The 18,636-nt window shown below is 55.0% G+C and carries 22 protein-coding genes; 12 read left to right on the top strand and 10 right to left on the bottom strand.

All coding sequences use genetic code 11. The annotated features are described in order from the left end of the window. Positions 1 to 11: 11 nt before the first annotated feature. Together L0666_RS14575 and L0666_RS14570 are read right to left on the bottom strand one after the other, a co-directional pair. The gene (locus tag L0666_RS14575; RefSeq protein ID WP_235262104.1) at positions 12 to 617 is read right to left on the bottom strand and encodes an enoyl-CoA hydratase/isomerase family protein; all 606 of its coding nucleotides are present in this window, start codon (positions 615 to 617) and stop codon (positions 12 to 14) included. Continuing rightward, positions 614 to 1,363 carry an SDR family oxidoreductase gene (locus tag L0666_RS14570; RefSeq protein WP_235262103.1) on the bottom strand — a complete coding sequence of 250 codons (750 nt, stop codon included), beginning with the start codon at positions 1,361 to 1,363 and terminating at the stop codon, positions 614 to 616. The genes L0666_RS14575 and L0666_RS14570 overlap by 4 nt, the downstream gene beginning before the upstream one ends. Positions 1,364 to 1,493: 130 nt before the next feature. Here L0666_RS14570 and L0666_RS14565 point away from each other — a divergent pair, with 130 nt between their 5' ends. The 6 genes from L0666_RS14565 (at position 1,494) to lpxK (ending at position 7,713) form a co-directional block, all read left to right on the top strand. Next, positions 1,494 to 3,005: a DUF2125 domain-containing protein gene (locus L0666_RS14565; RefSeq protein WP_235262102.1), complete on the top strand. Its 1,512-nt coding sequence runs from the start codon at positions 1,494 to 1,496 to the stop codon at positions 3,003 to 3,005. A gap of 166 nt (positions 3,006 to 3,171) precedes the next feature. Further along, positions 3,172 to 4,518, top strand: a complete 1,347-nt coding sequence (locus L0666_RS14560; RefSeq protein WP_235262101.1) for a TldD/PmbA family protein — start codon at positions 3,172 to 3,174, stop codon at positions 4,516 to 4,518. Continuing rightward, the gene (locus tag L0666_RS14555) at positions 4,511 to 5,275 is read left to right on the top strand and encodes a 3'(2'),5'-bisphosphate nucleotidase CysQ (RefSeq protein ID WP_235262100.1); all 765 of its coding nucleotides are present in this window, start codon (positions 4,511 to 4,513) and stop codon (positions 5,273 to 5,275) included. Before L0666_RS14560 ends, L0666_RS14555 begins: the two co-directional genes overlap by 8 nt. An 81-nt stretch (positions 5,276 to 5,356) precedes the next feature. Continuing rightward, on the top strand, positions 5,357 to 5,599 hold the full coding sequence (locus L0666_RS14550; protein WP_235262099.1) for a DUF4170 domain-containing protein: 243 nt from the start codon (positions 5,357 to 5,359) through the stop codon (positions 5,597 to 5,599). A 15-nt stretch (positions 5,600 to 5,614) separates the two neighbouring features. Next, complete coding sequence (locus tag L0666_RS14545; RefSeq protein WP_235262098.1) at positions 5,615 to 6,730, top strand: 3-deoxy-D-manno-octulosonic acid transferase; 1,116 nt, start codon at positions 5,615 to 5,617, stop codon at positions 6,728 to 6,730. Beyond that, positions 6,727 to 7,713: a tetraacyldisaccharide 4'-kinase gene (gene lpxK, locus L0666_RS14540; RefSeq protein WP_235262097.1), complete on the top strand. Its 987-nt coding sequence runs from the start codon at positions 6,727 to 6,729 to the stop codon at positions 7,711 to 7,713. Before L0666_RS14545 ends, lpxK begins: the two co-directional genes overlap by 4 nt. Here lpxK and L0666_RS14535 read toward each other — a convergent pair. The 3 genes from L0666_RS14535 to L0666_RS14525 are packed head-to-tail and all read right to left on the bottom strand — an operon-like array spanning position 7,700 to position 10,010. Then, positions 7,700 to 8,824: a CaiB/BaiF CoA transferase family protein gene (locus tag L0666_RS14535; RefSeq protein WP_235262096.1), complete on the bottom strand. Its 1,125-nt coding sequence runs from the start codon at positions 8,822 to 8,824 to the stop codon at positions 7,700 to 7,702. The two genes, lpxK and L0666_RS14535, sit on opposite strands and share 14 nt — an antisense overlap. Next, a complete protein-coding gene (locus L0666_RS14530) occupies positions 8,821 to 9,483 on the bottom strand; it encodes a DsbA family protein (RefSeq protein ID WP_235262095.1) in 663 nt (220 codons plus the stop codon). Before L0666_RS14530 ends, L0666_RS14535 begins: the two co-directional genes overlap by 4 nt. Further along, complete coding sequence (locus L0666_RS14525) at positions 9,483 to 10,010, bottom strand: DUF721 domain-containing protein (protein ID WP_235262227.1); 528 nt, start codon at positions 10,008 to 10,010, stop codon at positions 9,483 to 9,485. The genes L0666_RS14530 and L0666_RS14525 overlap by 1 nt, the downstream gene beginning before the upstream one ends. A 68-nt stretch (positions 10,011 to 10,078) precedes the next feature. Between L0666_RS14525 and mutY the strand changes: the two genes are divergently transcribed. After that, positions 10,079 to 11,131, top strand: coding sequence for an A/G-specific adenine glycosylase (gene mutY, locus L0666_RS14520; protein WP_272492188.1), 1,053 nt, complete (start codon positions 10,079 to 10,081; stop codon positions 11,129 to 11,131). A 50-nt stretch (positions 11,132 to 11,181) separates the two neighbouring features. After that, positions 11,182 to 12,330 carry an alkane 1-monooxygenase gene (locus tag L0666_RS14515; protein ID WP_235262094.1) on the top strand — a complete coding sequence of 383 codons (1,149 nt, stop codon included), beginning with the start codon at positions 11,182 to 11,184 and terminating at the stop codon, positions 12,328 to 12,330. Between the two features lie 6 nt (positions 12,331 to 12,336). Here L0666_RS14515 and galE read toward each other — a convergent pair whose 3' ends face one another. The 5 genes from galE to L0666_RS14490 form a co-directional block, all read right to left on the bottom strand. After that, a complete protein-coding gene (galE, locus tag L0666_RS14510) occupies positions 12,337 to 13,344 on the bottom strand; it encodes a UDP-glucose 4-epimerase GalE (RefSeq protein WP_235262093.1) in 1,008 nt (335 codons plus the stop codon). A gap of 179 nt (positions 13,345 to 13,523) precedes the next feature. Continuing rightward, positions 13,524 to 14,633 (bottom strand): site-specific DNA-methyltransferase, encoded by a 1,110-nt coding sequence (locus L0666_RS14505; protein WP_235262092.1) that lies wholly within the window; start codon positions 14,631 to 14,633, stop codon positions 13,524 to 13,526. Positions 14,634 to 14,758: 125 nt separating this feature from the next. Next, complete coding sequence (locus tag L0666_RS14500) at positions 14,759 to 15,379, bottom strand: ribonuclease HII (RefSeq protein ID WP_235262091.1); 621 nt, start codon at positions 15,377 to 15,379, stop codon at positions 14,759 to 14,761. 37 nt (positions 15,380 to 15,416) lie between these two features. Continuing rightward, positions 15,417 to 15,575 (bottom strand): hypothetical protein, encoded by a 159-nt coding sequence (locus L0666_RS14495; protein WP_235262090.1) that lies wholly within the window; start codon positions 15,573 to 15,575, stop codon positions 15,417 to 15,419. Positions 15,576 to 15,783: 208 nt separating this feature from the next. Further along, entirely contained in the window at positions 15,784 to 16,224 is a 441-nt protein-coding gene (locus tag L0666_RS14490) for a hypothetical protein (protein WP_235262089.1), read from the bottom strand. 164 nt (positions 16,225 to 16,388) lie between these two features. Here L0666_RS14490 and L0666_RS14485 point away from each other — a divergent pair, with 164 nt between their 5' ends. The 4 genes from L0666_RS14485 to L0666_RS14470 all read left to right on the top strand — a co-directional run bounded on the left by L0666_RS14485 (position 16,389) and on the right by L0666_RS14470 (position 18,417). Continuing rightward, complete coding sequence (locus L0666_RS14485; protein ID WP_235262088.1) at positions 16,389 to 16,670, top strand: hypothetical protein; 282 nt, start codon at positions 16,389 to 16,391, stop codon at positions 16,668 to 16,670. After that, entirely contained in the window at positions 16,642 to 17,346 is a 705-nt protein-coding gene (locus L0666_RS14480; protein WP_216035783.1) for a winged helix-turn-helix domain-containing protein, read from the top strand. Before L0666_RS14485 ends, L0666_RS14480 begins: the two co-directional genes overlap by 29 nt. Positions 17,347 to 17,510: 164 nt before the next feature. Continuing rightward, a complete protein-coding gene (locus L0666_RS14475; protein WP_235262087.1) occupies positions 17,511 to 17,981 on the top strand; it encodes a hypothetical protein in 471 nt (156 codons plus the stop codon). Next, entirely contained in the window at positions 17,968 to 18,417 is a 450-nt protein-coding gene (locus L0666_RS14470; RefSeq protein ID WP_235262086.1) for a hypothetical protein, read from the top strand. The genes L0666_RS14475 and L0666_RS14470 overlap by 14 nt, the downstream gene beginning before the upstream one ends. Positions 18,418 to 18,636: the final 219 nt, after the last annotated feature.

The raw sequence follows: 18,636 nt of genomic DNA, 5'->3' as shown, positions 1-18,636 counted from the left end.
AAAACAGAGCCTCAGCCGATCATCGCCTTGATCGCTGTTACCTGTGCCAGTTCTGCGTCAAGTGCAGGTTTAATGAGGGCAGCAGTATCTGCCTCAAGTGTGTCCGTACTTATTTGGTCCACTAGACCAAGCGACTGAGCCTCTTGCGCGGTCACTTTGGCGCCATTCAACAAAATACGTTTTGCTGCCGACGGCCCGACCAATGCCGCTAACCGTGCAGGGTCGGATGGTTGCGGCAGAACGCCCATTTTTATGACGGGGTAAAAGAATTTGGCCGTTGGGACCGTAATCCGCAAATCGCACGCCAGCATCATACCCAACGCACCGCCAGCGCAAGACCCATTCAAGGACGCCACGCTCAACCCAGGAAACGCGGCAACGGCGGACGAAAGCCGTTCCCATTCTGGTGAGATCGCAAGCGTACCATTTCGCACGTCTTCCAAATCTGCGCCGGCACTGAAGACTTTGCCCTTACCGGTAAGGATCAGAACCTTGGCGTCAGCATTCTCCACCGCATCGGCTAGTTGCCCCAACATTACTTCGGTCAAGGCATTGGCCTTGTCAGGGCGGTTGATCGTGAGTGTCAGGCAACCGTTTTCTGAACTCACATGAATCATACAAGACCCACACGTTGGCGGATGGTTTCATCTCGCAGTGAAACATCCGTTCCAAGGAATTCATCTGCATCAGAAGAACACATCCAAACCAATGTCCGCGCGGGCCATTCGGGTGGGATATGATCGGACCATTCAAGTTGGCTCACAGGATTGACACCAGACGCCTTGATATCACGCTGCATATCAGTCGCCACTGTTCCCGGCGATAACCCCATGATACGCACCCCCTTCTCGCGGGCTTCATTGTCTGCACAGCGGGTCAGCATGTAGGCCCCCGCCTTGGAAGAACAATAGGCGGACCACCCTTCGACGGGCCCGTGGGCTGCACCGGATGAGACAGTGATAATCGTACCGGCACCACGGCCAATCATATCCGGCATCGCCGCACGCATGCCGTAAAAGACACCCTTCAAATTCACGTCGATCGTTTTACCCCAAACGTCTGGATCTGACTCGGCCAAATGATCAATCGGATCAAGCAACCCAGCATTGTTAATCAAAATATCGAGCGGGCCAAATGCAGCCGTCGTCTGCTCAATCGCTGCGACGACTTGCCCGTAGTCCGCAACATCACATCCAATCGCAATGGCATTTTCACCAATTTCGGCGGCTATGGCGTTAATCTCGTTGGTAGACCGCGCTACCAAGGCGACCTTTGCGCCCGCATCAGCAAAAGCCCGCGCAGTGGCGGCCCCGATCCCCCGACTGGCCCCCGTCACCAAAACAACCTTGTTCGTCACGCACATGTCCTATCCTCTTCAATAGTTTTCCCATCAGGCCCCTTCATCACTCGCGAAGGAGTGATTTCCCGACCTTGACCATATCCAGCAGACTTGAAAGGCTGCGCGCAACTTATTTTAGCAGGAGATTCAAGAAATGCTGTCTATTCGTAACTCAACAATCATCGCGGCCATCCTATGCGGCACAACCGCAAGCGCCGATGTGACGGCTCAACAGGTCTGGGACAACTGGACAGACCAAATGGAAATCTATGGGCAAGGGTTCACCACAAAAGGTGAAGAAATGTCCGGCGACACGCTTACGATCTCGGGCGTTGCGATTGCGATGTCTGATGAGGAAACTTCGATCAATGCACAGCTGGGCGACATTGAGCTGACCGAGAACGGTGACGGTACCGTTACAATCACCACGGCCGAAAGCTACCCGATGACACTCGGTATCACGCCCCAGTATGGTGACCCATCCACAGTCAACATGACGGTTTCGCAGTCCGGTTTGGAAATGATCGTATCCGGCGATCCTGAGGCGATGAACTATGAATTCACGGCCGACCGCTATGCCATCGCGATCGATAGTCTTGAAGGGGACGCCAAGGAAGAAGTCCAACTTGAAGACGCGGTCATCGCTATGCTGGATTTGTCCGGACAGTATTCCATCGTTAAGGACAACTTGACCCGTATGGCCTATGAGGTCGCGGTTGGCGCCGTAGATATCGACGTCTTGTTCCGTGAAACTGGCGGCGAAGGCATCGTGAGCTTTAACGGTGACATGGCTGATTTGGACATGGCCGCCAATATCTCAATGCCCATCGACATGGACATGAGCGCCGATGTACCACCTTTCAACGAAGGATTGGCGATGGATGGTGGCTACACGTTCGGCGAAATCGTTTACGCCTTTGATATCAGCGCAGATGGTGAGGCCGCATCAGGAAACTCAACAATTGCCGGCGGTGAATTGGGCTTTTCTTTCGACGTAGATGGCATGGATTATTCCGGTTCGGCCCAAGACATCAGCATTACAGCTTTGATCCCAAATGAACTTCCATTCCCGATCGAAGCATCAATGGCCGAGTACGGTTTTGACTTCCAAATCCCGCTGAGCCAAGGCGAAGACGGCCCGCGCGATGCGCGTCTCGCATTCAACTTCACAGAACTCGCGATTAGCGAACTCTTATGGAGCATGGCCGACCCACAAAGCATCTTGCCGCGGGATCCACTGACAGTTGCGCTGGGGATTGATGCCCAGGTGACACCTTTCTTTGATTTCCTTGACCCTGAGCAAATGGAAGCCGCTGCAATGGCCGACGTTCCGGGCGAATTGAACGGGCTTCAGATTACGGACTTGACGGTAAAAGCTGCGGGTGCCGAAATCACTGGTGAAGGTGCATTTACGTTCGACAACACAGACTTGCAGTCGTTCGACGGCATGCCCCGCCCTGAAGGCGAAGCAACCTTTCAGATCAATGGCGTGAACGGCCTTGTCGACAAGCTTGTTCAAATGGGTCTGATCCCAGAAGAAGAAGCCATGATGCCGCGCATGATGATGGGTATGTTCACGACACCCGTTGGTGATGACATGCTGACATCCACGATTGAAGTGAACAGCGAAGGCCATGTTCTCGCGAATGGTCAGCGCCTGCGCTAACGCGCCATATCTTTTGACGAACCAAGCGGCGCCCGATTTTATCGGGCGCCGTTTTGCATTGTTTGACAGTCCGTCTATAGAACACTGGTGATACAAGAATGGGGCCGGACGCACTTGCGGGTCGCCCGAACAGGCACTACGTCCTGAGACAAGAAAAGGACGCTTTATGACCCAATCTCTTGCAGACCTCACACACCGCCTGATTGAGGCCGCGAAGGCCGCTGGCGCCGATACTGCGGACGCTTTGGCCGTCGCTGGCACTTCGGTTTCAATTGATGTGCGCTCAGGTATTCTAGAGGAAGCGCAGCGCGCCGAGGGCACGGATGTTGGACTGCGTGTTTTTGTCGGGCAACGTTCCGCCAATGTATCCGCATCTGACACGTCGGATCGTACAATTTCCGAAATGGCACAACGCGCCGTGGCAATGGCGGCAGAAGCCCCAGAAGATCCGCATGCAGGCATTGCGGACCCTTCGCAACTGGCAACAGACCTTGATGTCAGCCGCCTTGATCTGATCGACAATGGCCCAGAACCCACCCCCGAATGGCTTCAAGAACAGGCCCGTATCGCCGAAGAAGCAGCGCAATCCATAGAAGGGGTTGCGCAAGTGCAATCCGCCTCAGCCGGGTATGGTCGTCGGCAAGTTCACCTTGCCACAAGCAACGGTTTTTCCGCTGGTTCTCAAAGCACAGGCCACTCCATCAGCGCCGTGGCGATTGCTGGCAGCGGTTCTGAGATGGAACGCGACTATGACCATGACAGTCGAATCCATCTCTCTGACATGCGCGCGGCGGATGACATTGGCCGCATGGCAGGGGAACGGGCCGTTGCACGTCATGGCGCACGTAAACCGCAGACAGGGACCTATCCGGTCTTGTTTGACGAACGTATCGCAGGGTCACTGATTGGGCACTTACTGTCAGCCAGTAACGGCGCCGCAATTGCGCGGGGGTCATCTTGGCTGCTCGGAAAAAACGACGAACGCGTCCTGCCCGAAGGCATAGACTTGACCGAAACACCGCATCGCCCTCGTGTGGCTGGGTCGCGGTTGTTTGATGGCGAAGGCCTACCAACCGCTCGACGCAAGATCATCGACGACGGTGTCCTGACAGGTTGGACCTTAGACCTCGCGACAGGTCGCAAACTAGGTTTGCCCAGCACCGGCAGCGCGTCACGCGGCACTTCAGGCCCACCTTCTCCTACAGTGTCTCACCTGGAACTTACTCCGGGCAAGGCCTCCCCCGAAGAGATCATCCGCGACATGGGCACAGGGCTCCTCATTACGTCTATGATTGGGTCCACCATTAACCCGAACACCGGTGACTATTCCCGCGGCGCATCCGGTTTCTGGATCGAGAACGGCGAAATCGCCTACCCCATCAATGAATGCACGGTAGCGGGAAATCTGCTTGAGATGCTAGCGCGGATTATCCCATCTAACGACGGCCGCGCCCATATGGGTCGCATTATTCCAAGCCTGATGATCGAAGGGATGACCCTCGCCGGTGCGTGATCTTGACCTTCTGATAAACGCAGCCCGCGACGCGGGAGACATCGCCAAGAAATATTTCAACGCCTCGCCCGAGGTGTGGGAAAAATCTGGCGGGCAAGGGCCCGTTACCGAAGCCGACCTTCACGTAAATCGCCAACTCTCCGCCGATCTTCAAACGGCTCGTCCAGACTATGGCTGGCTCTCTGAGGAAACCGAGGATGGCGAAAAGCGGCTCTCGACCGAGCGGCAGTTCATTGTCGATCCGATCGACGGAACACGCGCCTTTATCGAAGGTAATAAAGACTGGGCGCATTCAATCGCTATTTCTGAAAACGGCATCGTCACCGCCGCCGTGATCTATCTGCCGATGCACGACGCGATGTATGCGGCCACGCTGGGACAAGGCGCCACGTGCAATGGCACGCCCCTGTTGGCAACCGCAGACAAAGCTATCGACACTGCGACTGTCCTTTCAGCAAAACCAAACATGGACTCAAAATATTGGGCGACAAAGGCTCCGCCATTTAAACGCACCTTTCGCTCATCACTCGCTTATCGCTTGGCACTGGTCGCGCAAGGGCAGTTCGACGGAATGCTGACCCTCCGCCCTACCTGGGAATGGGACGTCGCAGCGGGCGCGCTGATCGTTACCGAGGCGGGCGGCATCGTCAGCGATCAAAAGGGCCAACCCGCTTCTTTCAACAATCCTCATCCACAGATCAACGGCATGGTCGCAGCAGGTGGCATCCATCAAACTTTAATCGACGCACTCGCCTGATCGCCTTTACCCGATAAGCAGCAGGGCCTAATGTCCCCGCAACACTCATTTATGTCTCAAATAGCAACTCAAAGGTGCTTTATGTCCCAACGTCTTCACCTCGTCTTTGGCGGCGAACTTATCGATCCAACCAAGAACGCGTTCAAAGATGTCGATGACATCCACATCGTCGGCATGTTTCCAAACTACGAAACTGCTTTCAACGCTTGGAAAGCAGAAGCCCAGAAGACCGTGGACAATGCCCACATGCGTTATTTCATCGCTCACATCCACCGTCTGCGTGATGAAGAAGCCGAAACATCCACGACCGAAGAACTCGGTTAAGCGGGGCGCTGCGCCGTGATCTGGATTCATTGTGGTGATGCACGGGAGGTACCCTCGACAACCTCCATCGCGGCACGCCTTGCACATGAATGCGGCGATCACGGCGTTCTTGTCACGGCAACCCCAGACGTCTTGCTCTCGTTCAATTTGCCCGAAGACATTGCCACTGTGGTCGCTGTCCCAACAGACACCCCCAGTAAAATTCGAGAATTCTGGGATCGTTGGGGCCCAGACTATTTGATCTGGAACGGTGGGACATTGCGGCCATCCCTGCTGAGGATCGTTGAAAATGAATCTCTCCCCGCGACCCTAATTAACGCTCGCAATGCCGGCTTGTTGACGGGCAGCTCCCGATGGCGGCCTAGAGCGGTCCGCGGGGCCGTGGCTGCATTTGATCAGGTGCTTACAGCTGACGGCGCAACCGCGACCCGCTTGAACCGAGGTGGCGTCGCACGGGACCGCGTAAAAGCAACGGGACCAATCCTCGAAGAACCCACCGCCCCACCACATAATCAATACGAATTAGCCGTCATGGTAGAAGCCATCGACACCCGCCCATCTTGGTTCGCAGCAAACGTAATCGCGACCGAGGTGAAAGACATCGCCGCCGCGCATTTAGCTGCCAGCCGCAAAAGCCACCTATTACTTCTGATCATCACACCTCGCGATATCGAAAGCGGTATAGATGTCGCGAACACCCTTCGTGAAGCGGGACTAAAGGTTGGCGTTCGTTCGGAAGGGGACGACCCAGAAGCCGAACACCAAGCCTATGTTGCCGACATGGATGGCGAACTCGGTCTTTGGTATCGGCTCGCACCTTTGACGTTTGTTGGTGGCACACTAGGCGGCAGCGATGCCGATTCCCCGTTTGATCCTATCGTGCTTGGATCTGCAGTCGTGCACGGCACCCACAAAGCCCCACATGAAGCCCGGTTCGCCCGTTTGGCCAAGGCCGAGGCCTGTCGCGAAATCCGATCAGCCGGTGAACTTGGAATAGCGGTTGGGGTTCTTTCCTCACCTGAACAAAGCGCGCGCATGGCCTTGGCCGGCTGGGAAGAGATCACACGTAACGCGGACACCATAAATGACCTCGTTCGCGGTGTTCTTGACTCACTAGAGGTGCACTCATGAAGCCGCCAATGTTCTGGTATCAAGATCGCAGTTTTCTTGCCCTTCTTCTGACACCTCTTGGGGCACTTTACGGGGCAGCCACGGCGCGGCGCGTGAACAAGGCACCAACTCTACGCGCAGACATTCCGGTCATTTGCATAGGTAACATTAACGCCGGTGGGACTGGGAAAACACCGACAACAATCGCACTCGCCTCCCATTTGACCGAGATGGGACAAACGCCTTACATCGTTAGTCGCGGGTATGGTGGGTCCCTCGTCGGACCTGTTCAGGTCGACCCAAAGGTCCACAGAGCCAATCAGACTGGCGACGAACCCTTGATGCTCAGTGAATTTGCGCCAACTTGGGTCGCCAAGGATCGAGCCGAAGGTGTGAAGGCCGCGCAGAGTGCTGGCGCCACGGTTATTCTCCTCGACGATGGGTTCCAGAATCCGACCGTCCACAAGGATTTGCAGATTGTTGTTGTGGATGCCGTCAAACGGTTCGGCAATGGGCGTGCAATGCCTGCGGGCCCCCTGCGCGAACCCGCGCATGTCGGATTACAGCGTGCCGACCTGTTGCTTGCGATTGGGCCCGAACACGCCCGATCGACGTTCATGCCAGAATTACCAGACGGGTGCGCGCGCCTTGATGGCCACCTTGAACCGCTGCCCACGGGCATGCCTTGGGGCAACCTACGGGTGCTAGCCTTTGCGGGTATCGGGCACCCTGAAAAGTTCTTTGCCACGCTAAAGGGTCTTGGCGCGGACGTCGTACGTGGCGAAGCCTTGGACGATCACCAGCCTTATACAGATGCAATTCTGAAACGCCTTGAAACCGAAGCAGCGACGCGCGGCTTGATCATGGTCACGACCGAAAAGGATGCCGTTCGTTTGCCTGACAGTTTTCGACCCAAAGTACAGGTTCTACCTGTGCGATTGACCCTCACCGACTGGGCGCCACTTGATGCGAAACTCGCCGCGATTGGGATCACTCCCCGATAATATCCTGATCCTGCCCGAGCTTTGGCGCCGCACGATCCAGGGCTAAATCTGCATCCGAGAACCGCATCGGAGGTCGGACAGACGGCGCGCCATCCAGATCCAGTTTCAACCCACGTGCAATCACTTGCGGGTCAGAAAAGACATCTTCGAAGGTGTTGATCGGCCCCGCTGGAACGCCATGAGCCTCGCACGCCGCGAGAACACCCTGCATCGTGTGTTCTCGCATTTTTTCGGCCAGCATAGGGACCAAAACATCGCGATGTTCCAACCGCGCCGGATTGGTTGCAAACCGTTCATCCGTGCCCAAGGCATCCAAGCCCAAGACCGAACAAAACTGCCTGAACTGCCCGTCATTGCCGACCGCAATAATCACGTGCCCATCCGAGCAATCGAACACCTGATAAGGAACGATATTGGGATGGGCGTTGCCCAACCGCTTAGGCGAAACATCGGTCGCCAGATAATTCATCGCTTGGTTGGCCGTCGTCGCAACAGCGACGTCCAGCAACGCCAAATCAATGTGCTGCCCTCGCCCCGTCGCGTGTCGCTGATGGACTGCGGCCAAAATTGCATTGCTTGCGTAGAGACCCGTGAAAACATCAGTCACTGCGACACCGACCTTCTGCGGTTGCCCGTCCGGTTCGCCAGTAACCGACATAAGGCCAGACATCCCTTGGATGATGTAGTCATACCCTGCCCTCGACGCATAAGGCCCGTCCTGACCGAACCCAGTAATAGAACAGTAGATTAACTTCGGGTGGGTCTCTCGAAGGCTGGCGTAGTCCAGTCCATACTTCGCAAGCCCTCCAACCTTAAAATTCTCGATCAATACATCTGCGCCTGCCAAAAGCCGCAGTAAATCCGCCTTACCCTTGTCGGTGCGAAAATCGATCACCACAGATTTCTTACCACGGTTACAGCCGTGGAAGTACGCTGCCGAAGCCTCGCCCTGATGATCAATAAACGGAGGCCCCCAACGGCGGGTATCATCACCTTCTGGCGCTTCGACCTTGATGACCTCTGCACCCATATCCGCCAAGACCTGCCCCGCCCACGGGCCCGCCAGAATGCGGGCCAGTTCGACGACTTTCAGACCCGCAAGCGGTGTCATTCGGCGGCTTCAGCCAATTTTTCGTCCAACACTGCAGCAAAGTCCGCGTAGTTCATGTTGGAATAAGGTTCACCGTTAATGAAGAAGGTCGGTGTGCCTGTGATGTTGTCGGCATCAGCGTTGGATTGATACCAAGCCATAAGTTCTTGGGCTTGATCCGCATCGGCCAAACACGTGTCCAGATCAGCATCACTCAGTCCAGCGACCTTACCGATGTTGCGCAGGGATGTGATGATCTCCTCACCGCTTTCGCCGCGAGCCCAATCCTGCTGTCCTTCGTAAATCAACTTGGACAAACCAAAGAACCGCATCTCACCGCCACAACGGGCTACCATAGATGCCCAAAGACCTGGACGGTCAAAATACACTTCGCGATACGTGAACCCGATCAGGCCCGTATCGATATAGTTCTCTTTGATCTGTTGATATTGATCGGCATGGAAATTCGCACAATGCGGGCAAGTATAGGACGCGTATTCAAGCAGCTGAACGGCGGCGTCAGGATTGCCTTGGGTCATCTCGACAACATCAAAATCGGCGGCTTCGGTCATTTCGGAGATTTGAAGGGGCGTCGTGCCAGCATCGCGATTGGCGAACCAAAAGCCACCAGCAGTGGCAGCGGCTACGACAGCCACAGAAACAAGAAACGGTTTATTCATTAGGATTTCTTTCCAGTATCAGTTGGACATTTCGTCATTACATTTGCCCCAAGCGCCGCAAGCGCAAGTCGCAAGTCTTCGTTTTCTACAGGAGCGGCGAGGTCCCGCGCAGCGGCCTTCACCTCAGGCACGGGTCCGCGTGGAGTTTTTGGGCCGTGGTCAAACGCCATTTGCCCTTCGGAAAACCCAGTCGCGGCAGTTTGTGTAATACGGATACGCGCAATCGCATTGTACCCGTAACAAGCGTTTACCTTTTCGCGCAGCTGCTCTTTTTGCATTTCCAGCATCGGTGCCTGCGCACCCGATGTCAGCAACGTCAAAGTCGCACCAAGCCCGCCACGTGCATAGCTTACATCGACGGGATGGGCGATTTTCGCAGTCCCCTCTCCGACAATCTCAGCCCAATGAGTCAAAACGCGGCTTTGCTCGAATCCACGCGACTGCGTCGCCCCTCGGATGTTTTTCTGCATCAGAGTGACCGCACGAGAGAATCCGCGTGTTGTGTTATGGCGACGTGGCTGTTTCATCATTATGCGCTACTCTAAACCTCTGACCCCGCAACGCCAGAGAAACCACCAAGGGAAGGTCATAAACATTGCGTGACATTACGACTGCCTTACTGGACTGGTATGATGTTCATGCCCGCGAAATGCCGTGGCGGGTCATGCCATCAGATCGCAAAGCAGGCGTCTTGCCGGACCCCTACGCCGTCTGGCTGTCCGAAGTAATGCTACAGCAAACAACCGTTGCTGCTGTACGCGATTACCACCGCAAATTTACTCAAATCTGGCCGACTGTGAATGATCTTGCCACCGCCAATGATGCCGATGTCATGGCCGCGTGGGCCGGCCTCGGATACTACGCCCGTGCACGAAACCTGCTAAAGTGCGCACGCGCTATTGTGGCCGACCATGACGGAACCTTTCCGCAAAGCTATGATGCGCTCATCGCTCTTCCGGGAATTGGGCCTTATACCGCAGCCGCGATCTCAGCGATTGCATTTGATGAACCCTCAACCGTTCTAGATGGCAACGTCGAACGGGTCATGGCGCGACTATATAATGACGCCACCCCGTTGCCCGCAGCCAAACCTGTTTTCATGGACTACGCTCAACGCCATACATCTCAAAAGCGTGCAGGCGATTATGCACAGGCAGTGATGGACCTTGGCGCTACAATCTGCACACCCAAGTCCCCCGCCTGCGGCATCTGCCCTCTGCTTGAAGACTGCAAAGCACGGACTGCGGGGACCCAAGCAACGCTCCCAAAAAAGACACCAAAGAAACCCAAACCAACCCGCCATGGTATCGCCTATATCGCCCGCAGCGCTGATGGAGCATGGCTATTGGAAACCCGCCCAGACAAGGGACTTCTTGGCGGGATGCTCGGCTGGCCAACGACCGAATGGAACGACGATCCTGCTGGATTAGAGCCGGTTTCCGGCGATTGGATTGAACTGCCAGACCATGCGCGGCACACCTTCACCCATTTCCACCTGATCCTGCGGGTGCACATCTTGGTGCTGGCACATGACGCAAATCCATCCCGCGGTCATTTCATACCCGATGACAAGTTTGCCCCCAGCTCTTTGCCCACTGTGATGCAAAAGGCGTACACCCTTGCGGCCGCGACGCTACGAACCCTTTGAGGTGCTCTCACGAACGCTTATACTGAGCTAGACTTGTTGGAGTTCCAGACATGACGTCTTTCCCGATCGTATCCCACGAAAACATGGCCCGATTTGCGCGCGCGGCTCCGTTTTGGTTGTCGATGATGTTAATCCCATTGGCTTGGATCGGGGCCGTGTTCGGCGGCTGGACCGTGATCTTGATGCCATTGGCAACGTGGTACATGTTCTCGATCCTCGATGCCTTCGTTGGTCGTTACGAGGCAAACGCAGACCTTGAAACAACAACGGATGAGTTGTTCTGGTATCGGCTCGTCACGATCATCTGGATGCCACTGCAGTTCATCACACTTTTCGGGGTGCTCTGGTACGTGACCTCAACGGGCCATCTCGGGACATTGGAAAAATTTGCGCTGTTCTTTGGAATCGGCGTGATGTCGGGGACGGTCGGCATCGTCTACGCCCACGAACTGGCGCACCAAAAACCAAAATTCGAACGCTGGCTCGCAGATATCCTGCTCTCGATGGCTCTCTATTCACATTTCCGAAGCGAACATCTGCTCGTGCATCATCGTTACGTCGGAACACCACGCGATCCCGTCACCGCGCGCTACAACGAAAACTTCCACCGCTATTTCCCGCGTGTATTCTGGTCCCAGCCGATCTCTGCGTTCAAAGCCGAAAGGGCGATGCTCGCCCGTAAGAACCTGCCTTGGTATCACCGCAGCAACCCGTTCTGGCGTTATCTAATTCTACAATCGTTGATGATCACCCTCGCCTGCCTGATTGGCGGTTGGGCGGGCCTTGGGCTGTTCGTCTTCCAAGCCTATATCGCGATTGTCCAACTTGAGGTTGTCAATTACGTCGAACACTACGGCCTCACCCGAAAGCACCTTGGCGACGGCAAATACGAACACGTCAAACCACGTCATTCATGGAACGCTGACCACAGAGCCTCAAACTGGCTGCTGATCAATTTGCAACGTCACAGCGATCATCATTACAAACCAGACCGCCGGTTTCCGCTCCTGCAAACCTACGATCAAGAGGACGCTCCGCAACTGCCCTACGGCTATCCGATCATGACCATGGCGGCGATGATCCCGCCTGTCTGGCGGCGCGTCATGAACCCGCGCGTGCGGGAATGGCGCAAAAAATACTACCCAGAAATCGAAGATTGGGCGCCCTACAAAAACGCCACCAACCCGATGCCGCGGTAGGTTGAATTAGTCTCTATCGTTGCGGATTTGGCCGCTGACCCACGCCCAACTGGATCGGCACATGTCGGCCAAACTGCGCGTCGCTTCAAAGCCAAGTTCCACCTTGGCCTTCTCAGGGCGCGCCGTCAGTACAGCCACATCACCATCGCGACGCGGCTTGATCTGATAGGGCAATTCCCGCCCGCAAGCTTTCGAATAGGACCGTACCATGTCCAGAACCGATGACCCCTCACCGGTGCCAAGGTTGACCGTGTGACTGTTCCCCGTTTCGATCAAAGACTTCAAAGACAACACATGGCCATCCGCTAAATCCTCAACATGAATGTAGTCACGCACACCCGTTCCGTCTGGAGTTTCGTAGTCATCGCCAAAGACGCCAAGCTGTTCCAGATCGCCTGTCGCGACTTTAGCAATGTAGGGCACCAAATTGTTTGGAATGTCGCTTGGGTCCTCACCGATCATTGCGGACTTATGCGCCCCGACCGGGTTAAAGTACCGCAAGATACCAACGGCCCAGTCATCCGTCAGTTGTTCTAAAATCTGTTCACCGGCAATCTTGGTAAATGCATAAGGTGACGTATAGGTACGTGGGTGATCTTCTGGGATCGGCTGCACGTCGGTGTCCCCATAAACAGTCGCGGAGGACGAGAAAACAATGCGTCGCACGCCAGCCGCGTCCATCGCCGCAAGCAAGTTCAGCAGGCCGCCGACGTTAGTGTGCATGTAATCGAGTGGCTTCTCAACGCTTTCGCCCACGGCCTTCAATGCAGCAAAATGCACGACCCCATCTATCTTGTGGTCTGCAAACAGCGCATCCAGAACGCCACGATCCAACACATCGCCATTCACCACTGTCACTGAGTCGCCCACAATGTTCTGCAGTCGGTTTGGAACATCCAGCTTTGCGTTGGAGAAATTGTCGAGGATCACGACATCAAAACCAGCTTCAACCAAAGCCAAATATGTATGCGATCCAATATAGCCCGCACCACCTGTCAGAAGAATTTTTGCCATTAACCAACCCTCGTTAACTTTCGCACCTTATGGCCCAGAAAGGGCCAAAGCTAAAATAGAAAAAACCCCCGTCAGGTCTTGGGACCGACGGGGGGAAAGTGGTGCCACGGCTATAGGCGCCGCAGGCACAGGCGGTAGTCGTTGCGGCCCCGTGGGGCACGCTATCTCTGTGTGAATGTTTAGTTCGCTCGCATTTCGGATCGGATCTGTTGGCGTAACAGATCGATAGGAACTTTCTTTCCGTCACGGCGGTAGTGCCAATAAGTCCAGCCATTACAGCTTGGTGCGTTTTCGCAGGCAGCACCGACTTGGTGAATGGATCCTTTGGAATCGGCCCCAATCAAGGAACCATCGGCGCGAACCTTGGCTTTGTGACGCCCGTTGATGGACCACAACTCTTCACCGGGGCGCAGCATGCCGCGTTCTACGACTTGGCCAAATGGCACGCGCGGTTCGGCGCGTTTGGACTGTGTAACCTCAAGAGCTGAGGCATCCAATTTGCGAACATTCTTGAGGCGCTTTTCAGCGACGGCGCGATATTCGGCTTCACGTTCGATACCGATGTAATCACGGCCCAGCATCTTCGCGACAGCACCTGTTGTGCCAGTACCAAAGAACGGATCAAGCACGACATCACCAGGGTTTGTTGATCCGATCAGCACGCGGTGAAGCAGGCTTTCGGGTTTTTGTGTCGGGTGGGCTTTCTCGCCAGCTTCGTTTTTCAAACGTTCGTGTCCTGTGCAAATTGGCAGGACCCAGTCACTGCGCATTTGTGTGCCTTCATTCAGCGTTTTTAGCGCTTCATAGTTAAAAGTTGGTTTCGACTTCTCGGTCTTGGAAACCCAGATCATTGTTTCATGGGCGTTCGTCAGACGCATGCCGCGGAAGTTCGGCATCGGATTAGATTTGCGCCAGATCACATCATTGAGGATCCAGAACCCTTGGTTCTGAAGCTCGGTCCCCATGCGGAACACATTATGATAGGATCCGATAACCCACATCGCACCGTTTGGTTTAAGAATACGGCGCGCGGCTTTCATCCAAGCATGTGTAAATTCATCGTAGCGTTTAAAGCTTTCGAACTGATCCCAGTCGTTATCAACCGCATCGACCTTGGAATTATCCGGGCGATGCAATTCGCCCTTCAACTGAAGGTTATAGGGCGGGTCCGCAAAGATCAGGTCAACGCTGCACTCTGGCAGGCTGTTCATGATGTCGATGCAATCACCGTCAAGAATTGTGTTCAGGGGCAGTGCAGCCGCACTTTTCCCGTTGTTTTTCTTAGTCATACTACGCCTCTGTCCCGACTTTAAAAGTCACGGCGGTTATCCGCTCGTTTGTTGTCCTCAATGTGAGTCAAAGGCGATTCGCAGTCAAAAACTTTATTGAATCAATAGGTTAGAAAATAGTCTTGTCACAACATATTGTGCACGGGCTTGAACGACCGTCTATGGTGAGGGGTCACCCCAAGATTTTGAAGCGCAGATATGTGACTTTTTGATCCATATCCCGCGTTCGTCTCCCAGCCATAGCCAGGGTACTGTTGCGCCAAATCCACCATGATCCGATCTCGACATATTTTTGCCACAATTGAGGCCGCCGCAATCGACGAAGAACGGGCATCGCCCTTGATAAGTGTCGTCGCTGGAACGGTAAGGCCACGGGGGATCATGTTGCCGTCGATCAAGGCATGATCAACAGTGCCCAATCCTACGATGGCACGCTCCATCGCCAAATGACTCGCTCGCAGGATATTGATTTCGTCGATCTCTTCTACAGTAGCATGTGCGATCGAGACTTGGGCGGTTGCAAAGATGACGGGCTCCAAAGCCTCTCGTCGTTTCTTCGTCAGCGCTTTACTGTCATTCAACCCTACAGGGATGTTTGCAGGATCAAGGATCACTGCTGCGGCGGTGACAGGCCCCGCAAGTGGCCCGCGCCCGACTTCGTCGACTCCAGCGATCCGTAGCGCACCACGGGTCAGAAGATCTTGTTCAAACGAAAAGTCGGGGCCGCTGGCGATGTTCTTTGTCATAAGTCCGATCAATCAGACCCAGACAACATACGCAAGTTTAGAGCCAGAACGCACCAGACAGGCGGCGACCACGCGTGTAGTTGTCCATGACTGGCGCCTTCACGGCTTTCGGCTTCACGGCAACAGGTGCTTCAGGCTCAGTCGCTTTGGCGGGCTTGTTACGTAGGAATTTGGCGGTCAAACGGTCTTGGATCATTTTCTGTCCTTACTTAGTTCATCGTTCCCCTAAGATAATGGGTAAGGCACTTTGACCTATCGAGGTAGGGCTCAGTTTACAGACCCGATATGCAAAGTCTGCAATCATGCGTTCTTTTCAGGAACAAAAAAGAGGCAGGGGGCCATGTCCTCCCCCCTGCCTCTGATCGGGGTACCGCTGGGGGCGGTCACCCTATTTCGCGACGGCCTTAGTGCCGTGTTGTGCGAAATCCGGCGTTGCGCAGGCATCGGGCACTATATCCTTGGCGCTGCTGACCGTTCTCAGTGCGCACACGGATGTGACAGGCCTGTGGCAAACGATCGACGTGACGGTAGTTGTTGTTCAGGCAACGCTGCGTGAACATCCGAACGGTGCCGCGACGGCGGGTTTCAATGTCACGGCGACAGTTGGACGGCAGCACATGCCGTGTGCTTTCACCACGCGGTGTACGATTCACCTGTGGAGAAGGCGCAGGATCATCATTGCGGCTGTTGTGAATTGCAGCGCCGATAACCAAGAGAGACAACAAGCCAAAGACTTCTTCCTCGGACATCCCTGCCTGTGCAGAAGACGGCGTCAAAGAGGTTATCGCCAAGGAACCGGCTAAAATTCCTGCGGTGAATGTTGTTTTAAGTGAACGAGCAAACATTGTGTGATCCTTTCGGGTTCGTCTGACGGTGTGCCAGCTTGGGATGGATCAACGATGGGCTTGGGGGCAGATGTCTCTCAATATCGGGGAAATGTTATGCGCTGACAGCGGACGCTTTGGCGATGGATATTGAATAACAATCCGTCGCGAGGCATGGTCCGAGCATGAAACGCATCATCCCCTTCTCTCTCGCACTCATTGTGCTGAGCTCCGCGGCCCAGGCGGCCTGTTATGCGGACTATAAAGCCAAGCGTGACGATCCGCTTCGGTTGCATTACGGTGTCGCCGAGATCAATGGCGAATGTTCTGTTGGCGCCGCCGAGGCCGAACTAAATTCACGCCTAGCTGCCGATGGATGGCAGCTTTTGAGTATTGAAGGTGTCTTTGACGACGCCGGACTTGAGGAGAGACAGGAAAGTGCAGGAGACTACTACCTCCGCTATTGAAGCGCGCCAGACAGGCAATCGTATTGTCGTCGGCGGAATCGCAGCGATCGTGGTCATCTTGGCAACGGCGGCTGTCTTGCTGTTTCTGAACCTACCGGACGCAAATGCATTTAACGCGCGTGTCGAACAGCTGTTCGTTGAAAACGCGTCCCTGACCGGCCAATCCGAAATCAAGCTGCTGGAAATTCTGGCCCAATCGGGCACGGCGTTCTCTGCTACGTTGGACAGCTACCGCTTTGTCATCTTTGTCCTGCTGACTTTTGCGACAGCTTTGCTGGTGGCTGCGATCGCCTTTCTAGTGATGCTAATCGCCATGAACCGCCGCATGGGACAGATCGAACGCAAGGGTATCGAAGTGAACTCGCTTCTGATTTCTCGCGATCAGAACATGGTCTACCTCAACAATTTCGAGTTCAAACTGACGGACGCAGCAATTGAAACGCTTTCTGTTCTGGCAGAAGCCCGCATGGATGATGAAGTCCTGACGGGTGCCGAAATTGAGGGTGTGATTTCAGGCCGTCCTTCGTCCGATTGCGAAGAGGCCGCAGGGGCAACCCGCATCAAGCGACTGCGCGACACATTGGGCAACCAAATGATGTCAGAGTTACTGGTGCGCAACATCGCGCGGCGCGGCTATATGTTGTCGATTGATAAAGACGTCATCCGCATGGTTTGACACGGCATGTAGGCGCGTTTTTACGAACAGACCCCGCACGTCCTTATCCGCGGATAAGGTAACTACCTGTTAACAAACAGATTAAATACACCCTAACCCACTTTGGGGAACCTTTCGCGGGGTTTCCCCGTAAAAGGTCAGGGTCCCATACCCATATCAATGGTATGAATAGACGAGACTTCCTCAGCTCCGCGGGAGCAGCCGCAGTGATCCCAGTCCTGCCCTTGCCCGCCGCCGCTGTCCCAGCAGCAGCAGCCCCAGCCAATGCCATGCAGGTCGGTTGGGCCGCCTTATTTGCACGTGCAAACCACCGCGCCACCCCCGCACTTATCCAAAAATGGTTGCGGGTCGATGCCACCCAGGCCGATGCCGTAATGCGCGAACTGGTTCGGCAGAATGTCGTTCACGCACCTGTCGCAGGTAGCGCAGCGGCGATTAAGCCAATGTATGCCTCAAATGGGCCGAACACTCTGTTCGGAAAACGCAACAAAGTTGTTGAGGCAACCAAAGACGTGATTAAGGATTTGATGCGCGACGATGACGTGGCGCAGGCCAATGATGCTGACGACGTCACAGCTGAAACCGCTGCTCAAGAGGAGCCACGCAGTCAGGAGACGCCCAATGCAGAGGCGTAAATTCCTACAAGGCATGATGGCGAGCGCAGGTGCGACCGCTCTTCCAGCACCCGTGATCGCAAAGGCCGCGAAAGCCACGACGGCCAAGGTTGTGCCATTCCATTACGGTTGGGCCTGCGTTTATGCTCAAATGAACAACGGGGTGTCGGCCGCGGATATTGAACGCGTGTTCCGGATCTCTGGGGCAGACGCACAAGGCTTGATGGACCGGATGCTGATGCGTGGCGTGATCCGCCCGCCCGGCCTTGATGGTCGCAGTCACCCGACGCGCGCTTGGGAACCTTGGGATAAAAAGTCTCCTGCGCCGGCGTCCGAGGATAAGGCTAAAGCTCCTGATGATGCGCAGGACCAAGCGATTGGCCAAAAGGCGCGTAAGAAATTTGCGCGCATGATTGATTGCATGAAAGCCGAACCACATTATATTCAAGCAGCATAGGGCTTAATATTCGGGTCATATCAGTGCCCAATTGGCAAATGCCATGTACTGATGCGAGGACCTGCGGTGGCCTTTGAAACGTCAAATATCATGGAAATTCCAACCGCAAAAAGTGTGTGCCAGAGAAAGGGAATGTCTGCGCAAAAGTGAGAATCACCGATTTCGCTATGTAAATTACCCTACCGGAATCAATCGGTTACAAGCTCCCAAAAATGGAGC

It is taken from the genome of Octadecabacter algicola, assembly GCF_021532625.1.
Taxonomy (GTDB): domain Bacteria; phylum Pseudomonadota; class Alphaproteobacteria; order Rhodobacterales; family Rhodobacteraceae; genus Octadecabacter; species Octadecabacter algicola.
The sequence above is the reverse complement of the archived record's forward strand: the minus strand, read 5'-3'. Positions and strand labels throughout refer to the sequence as shown.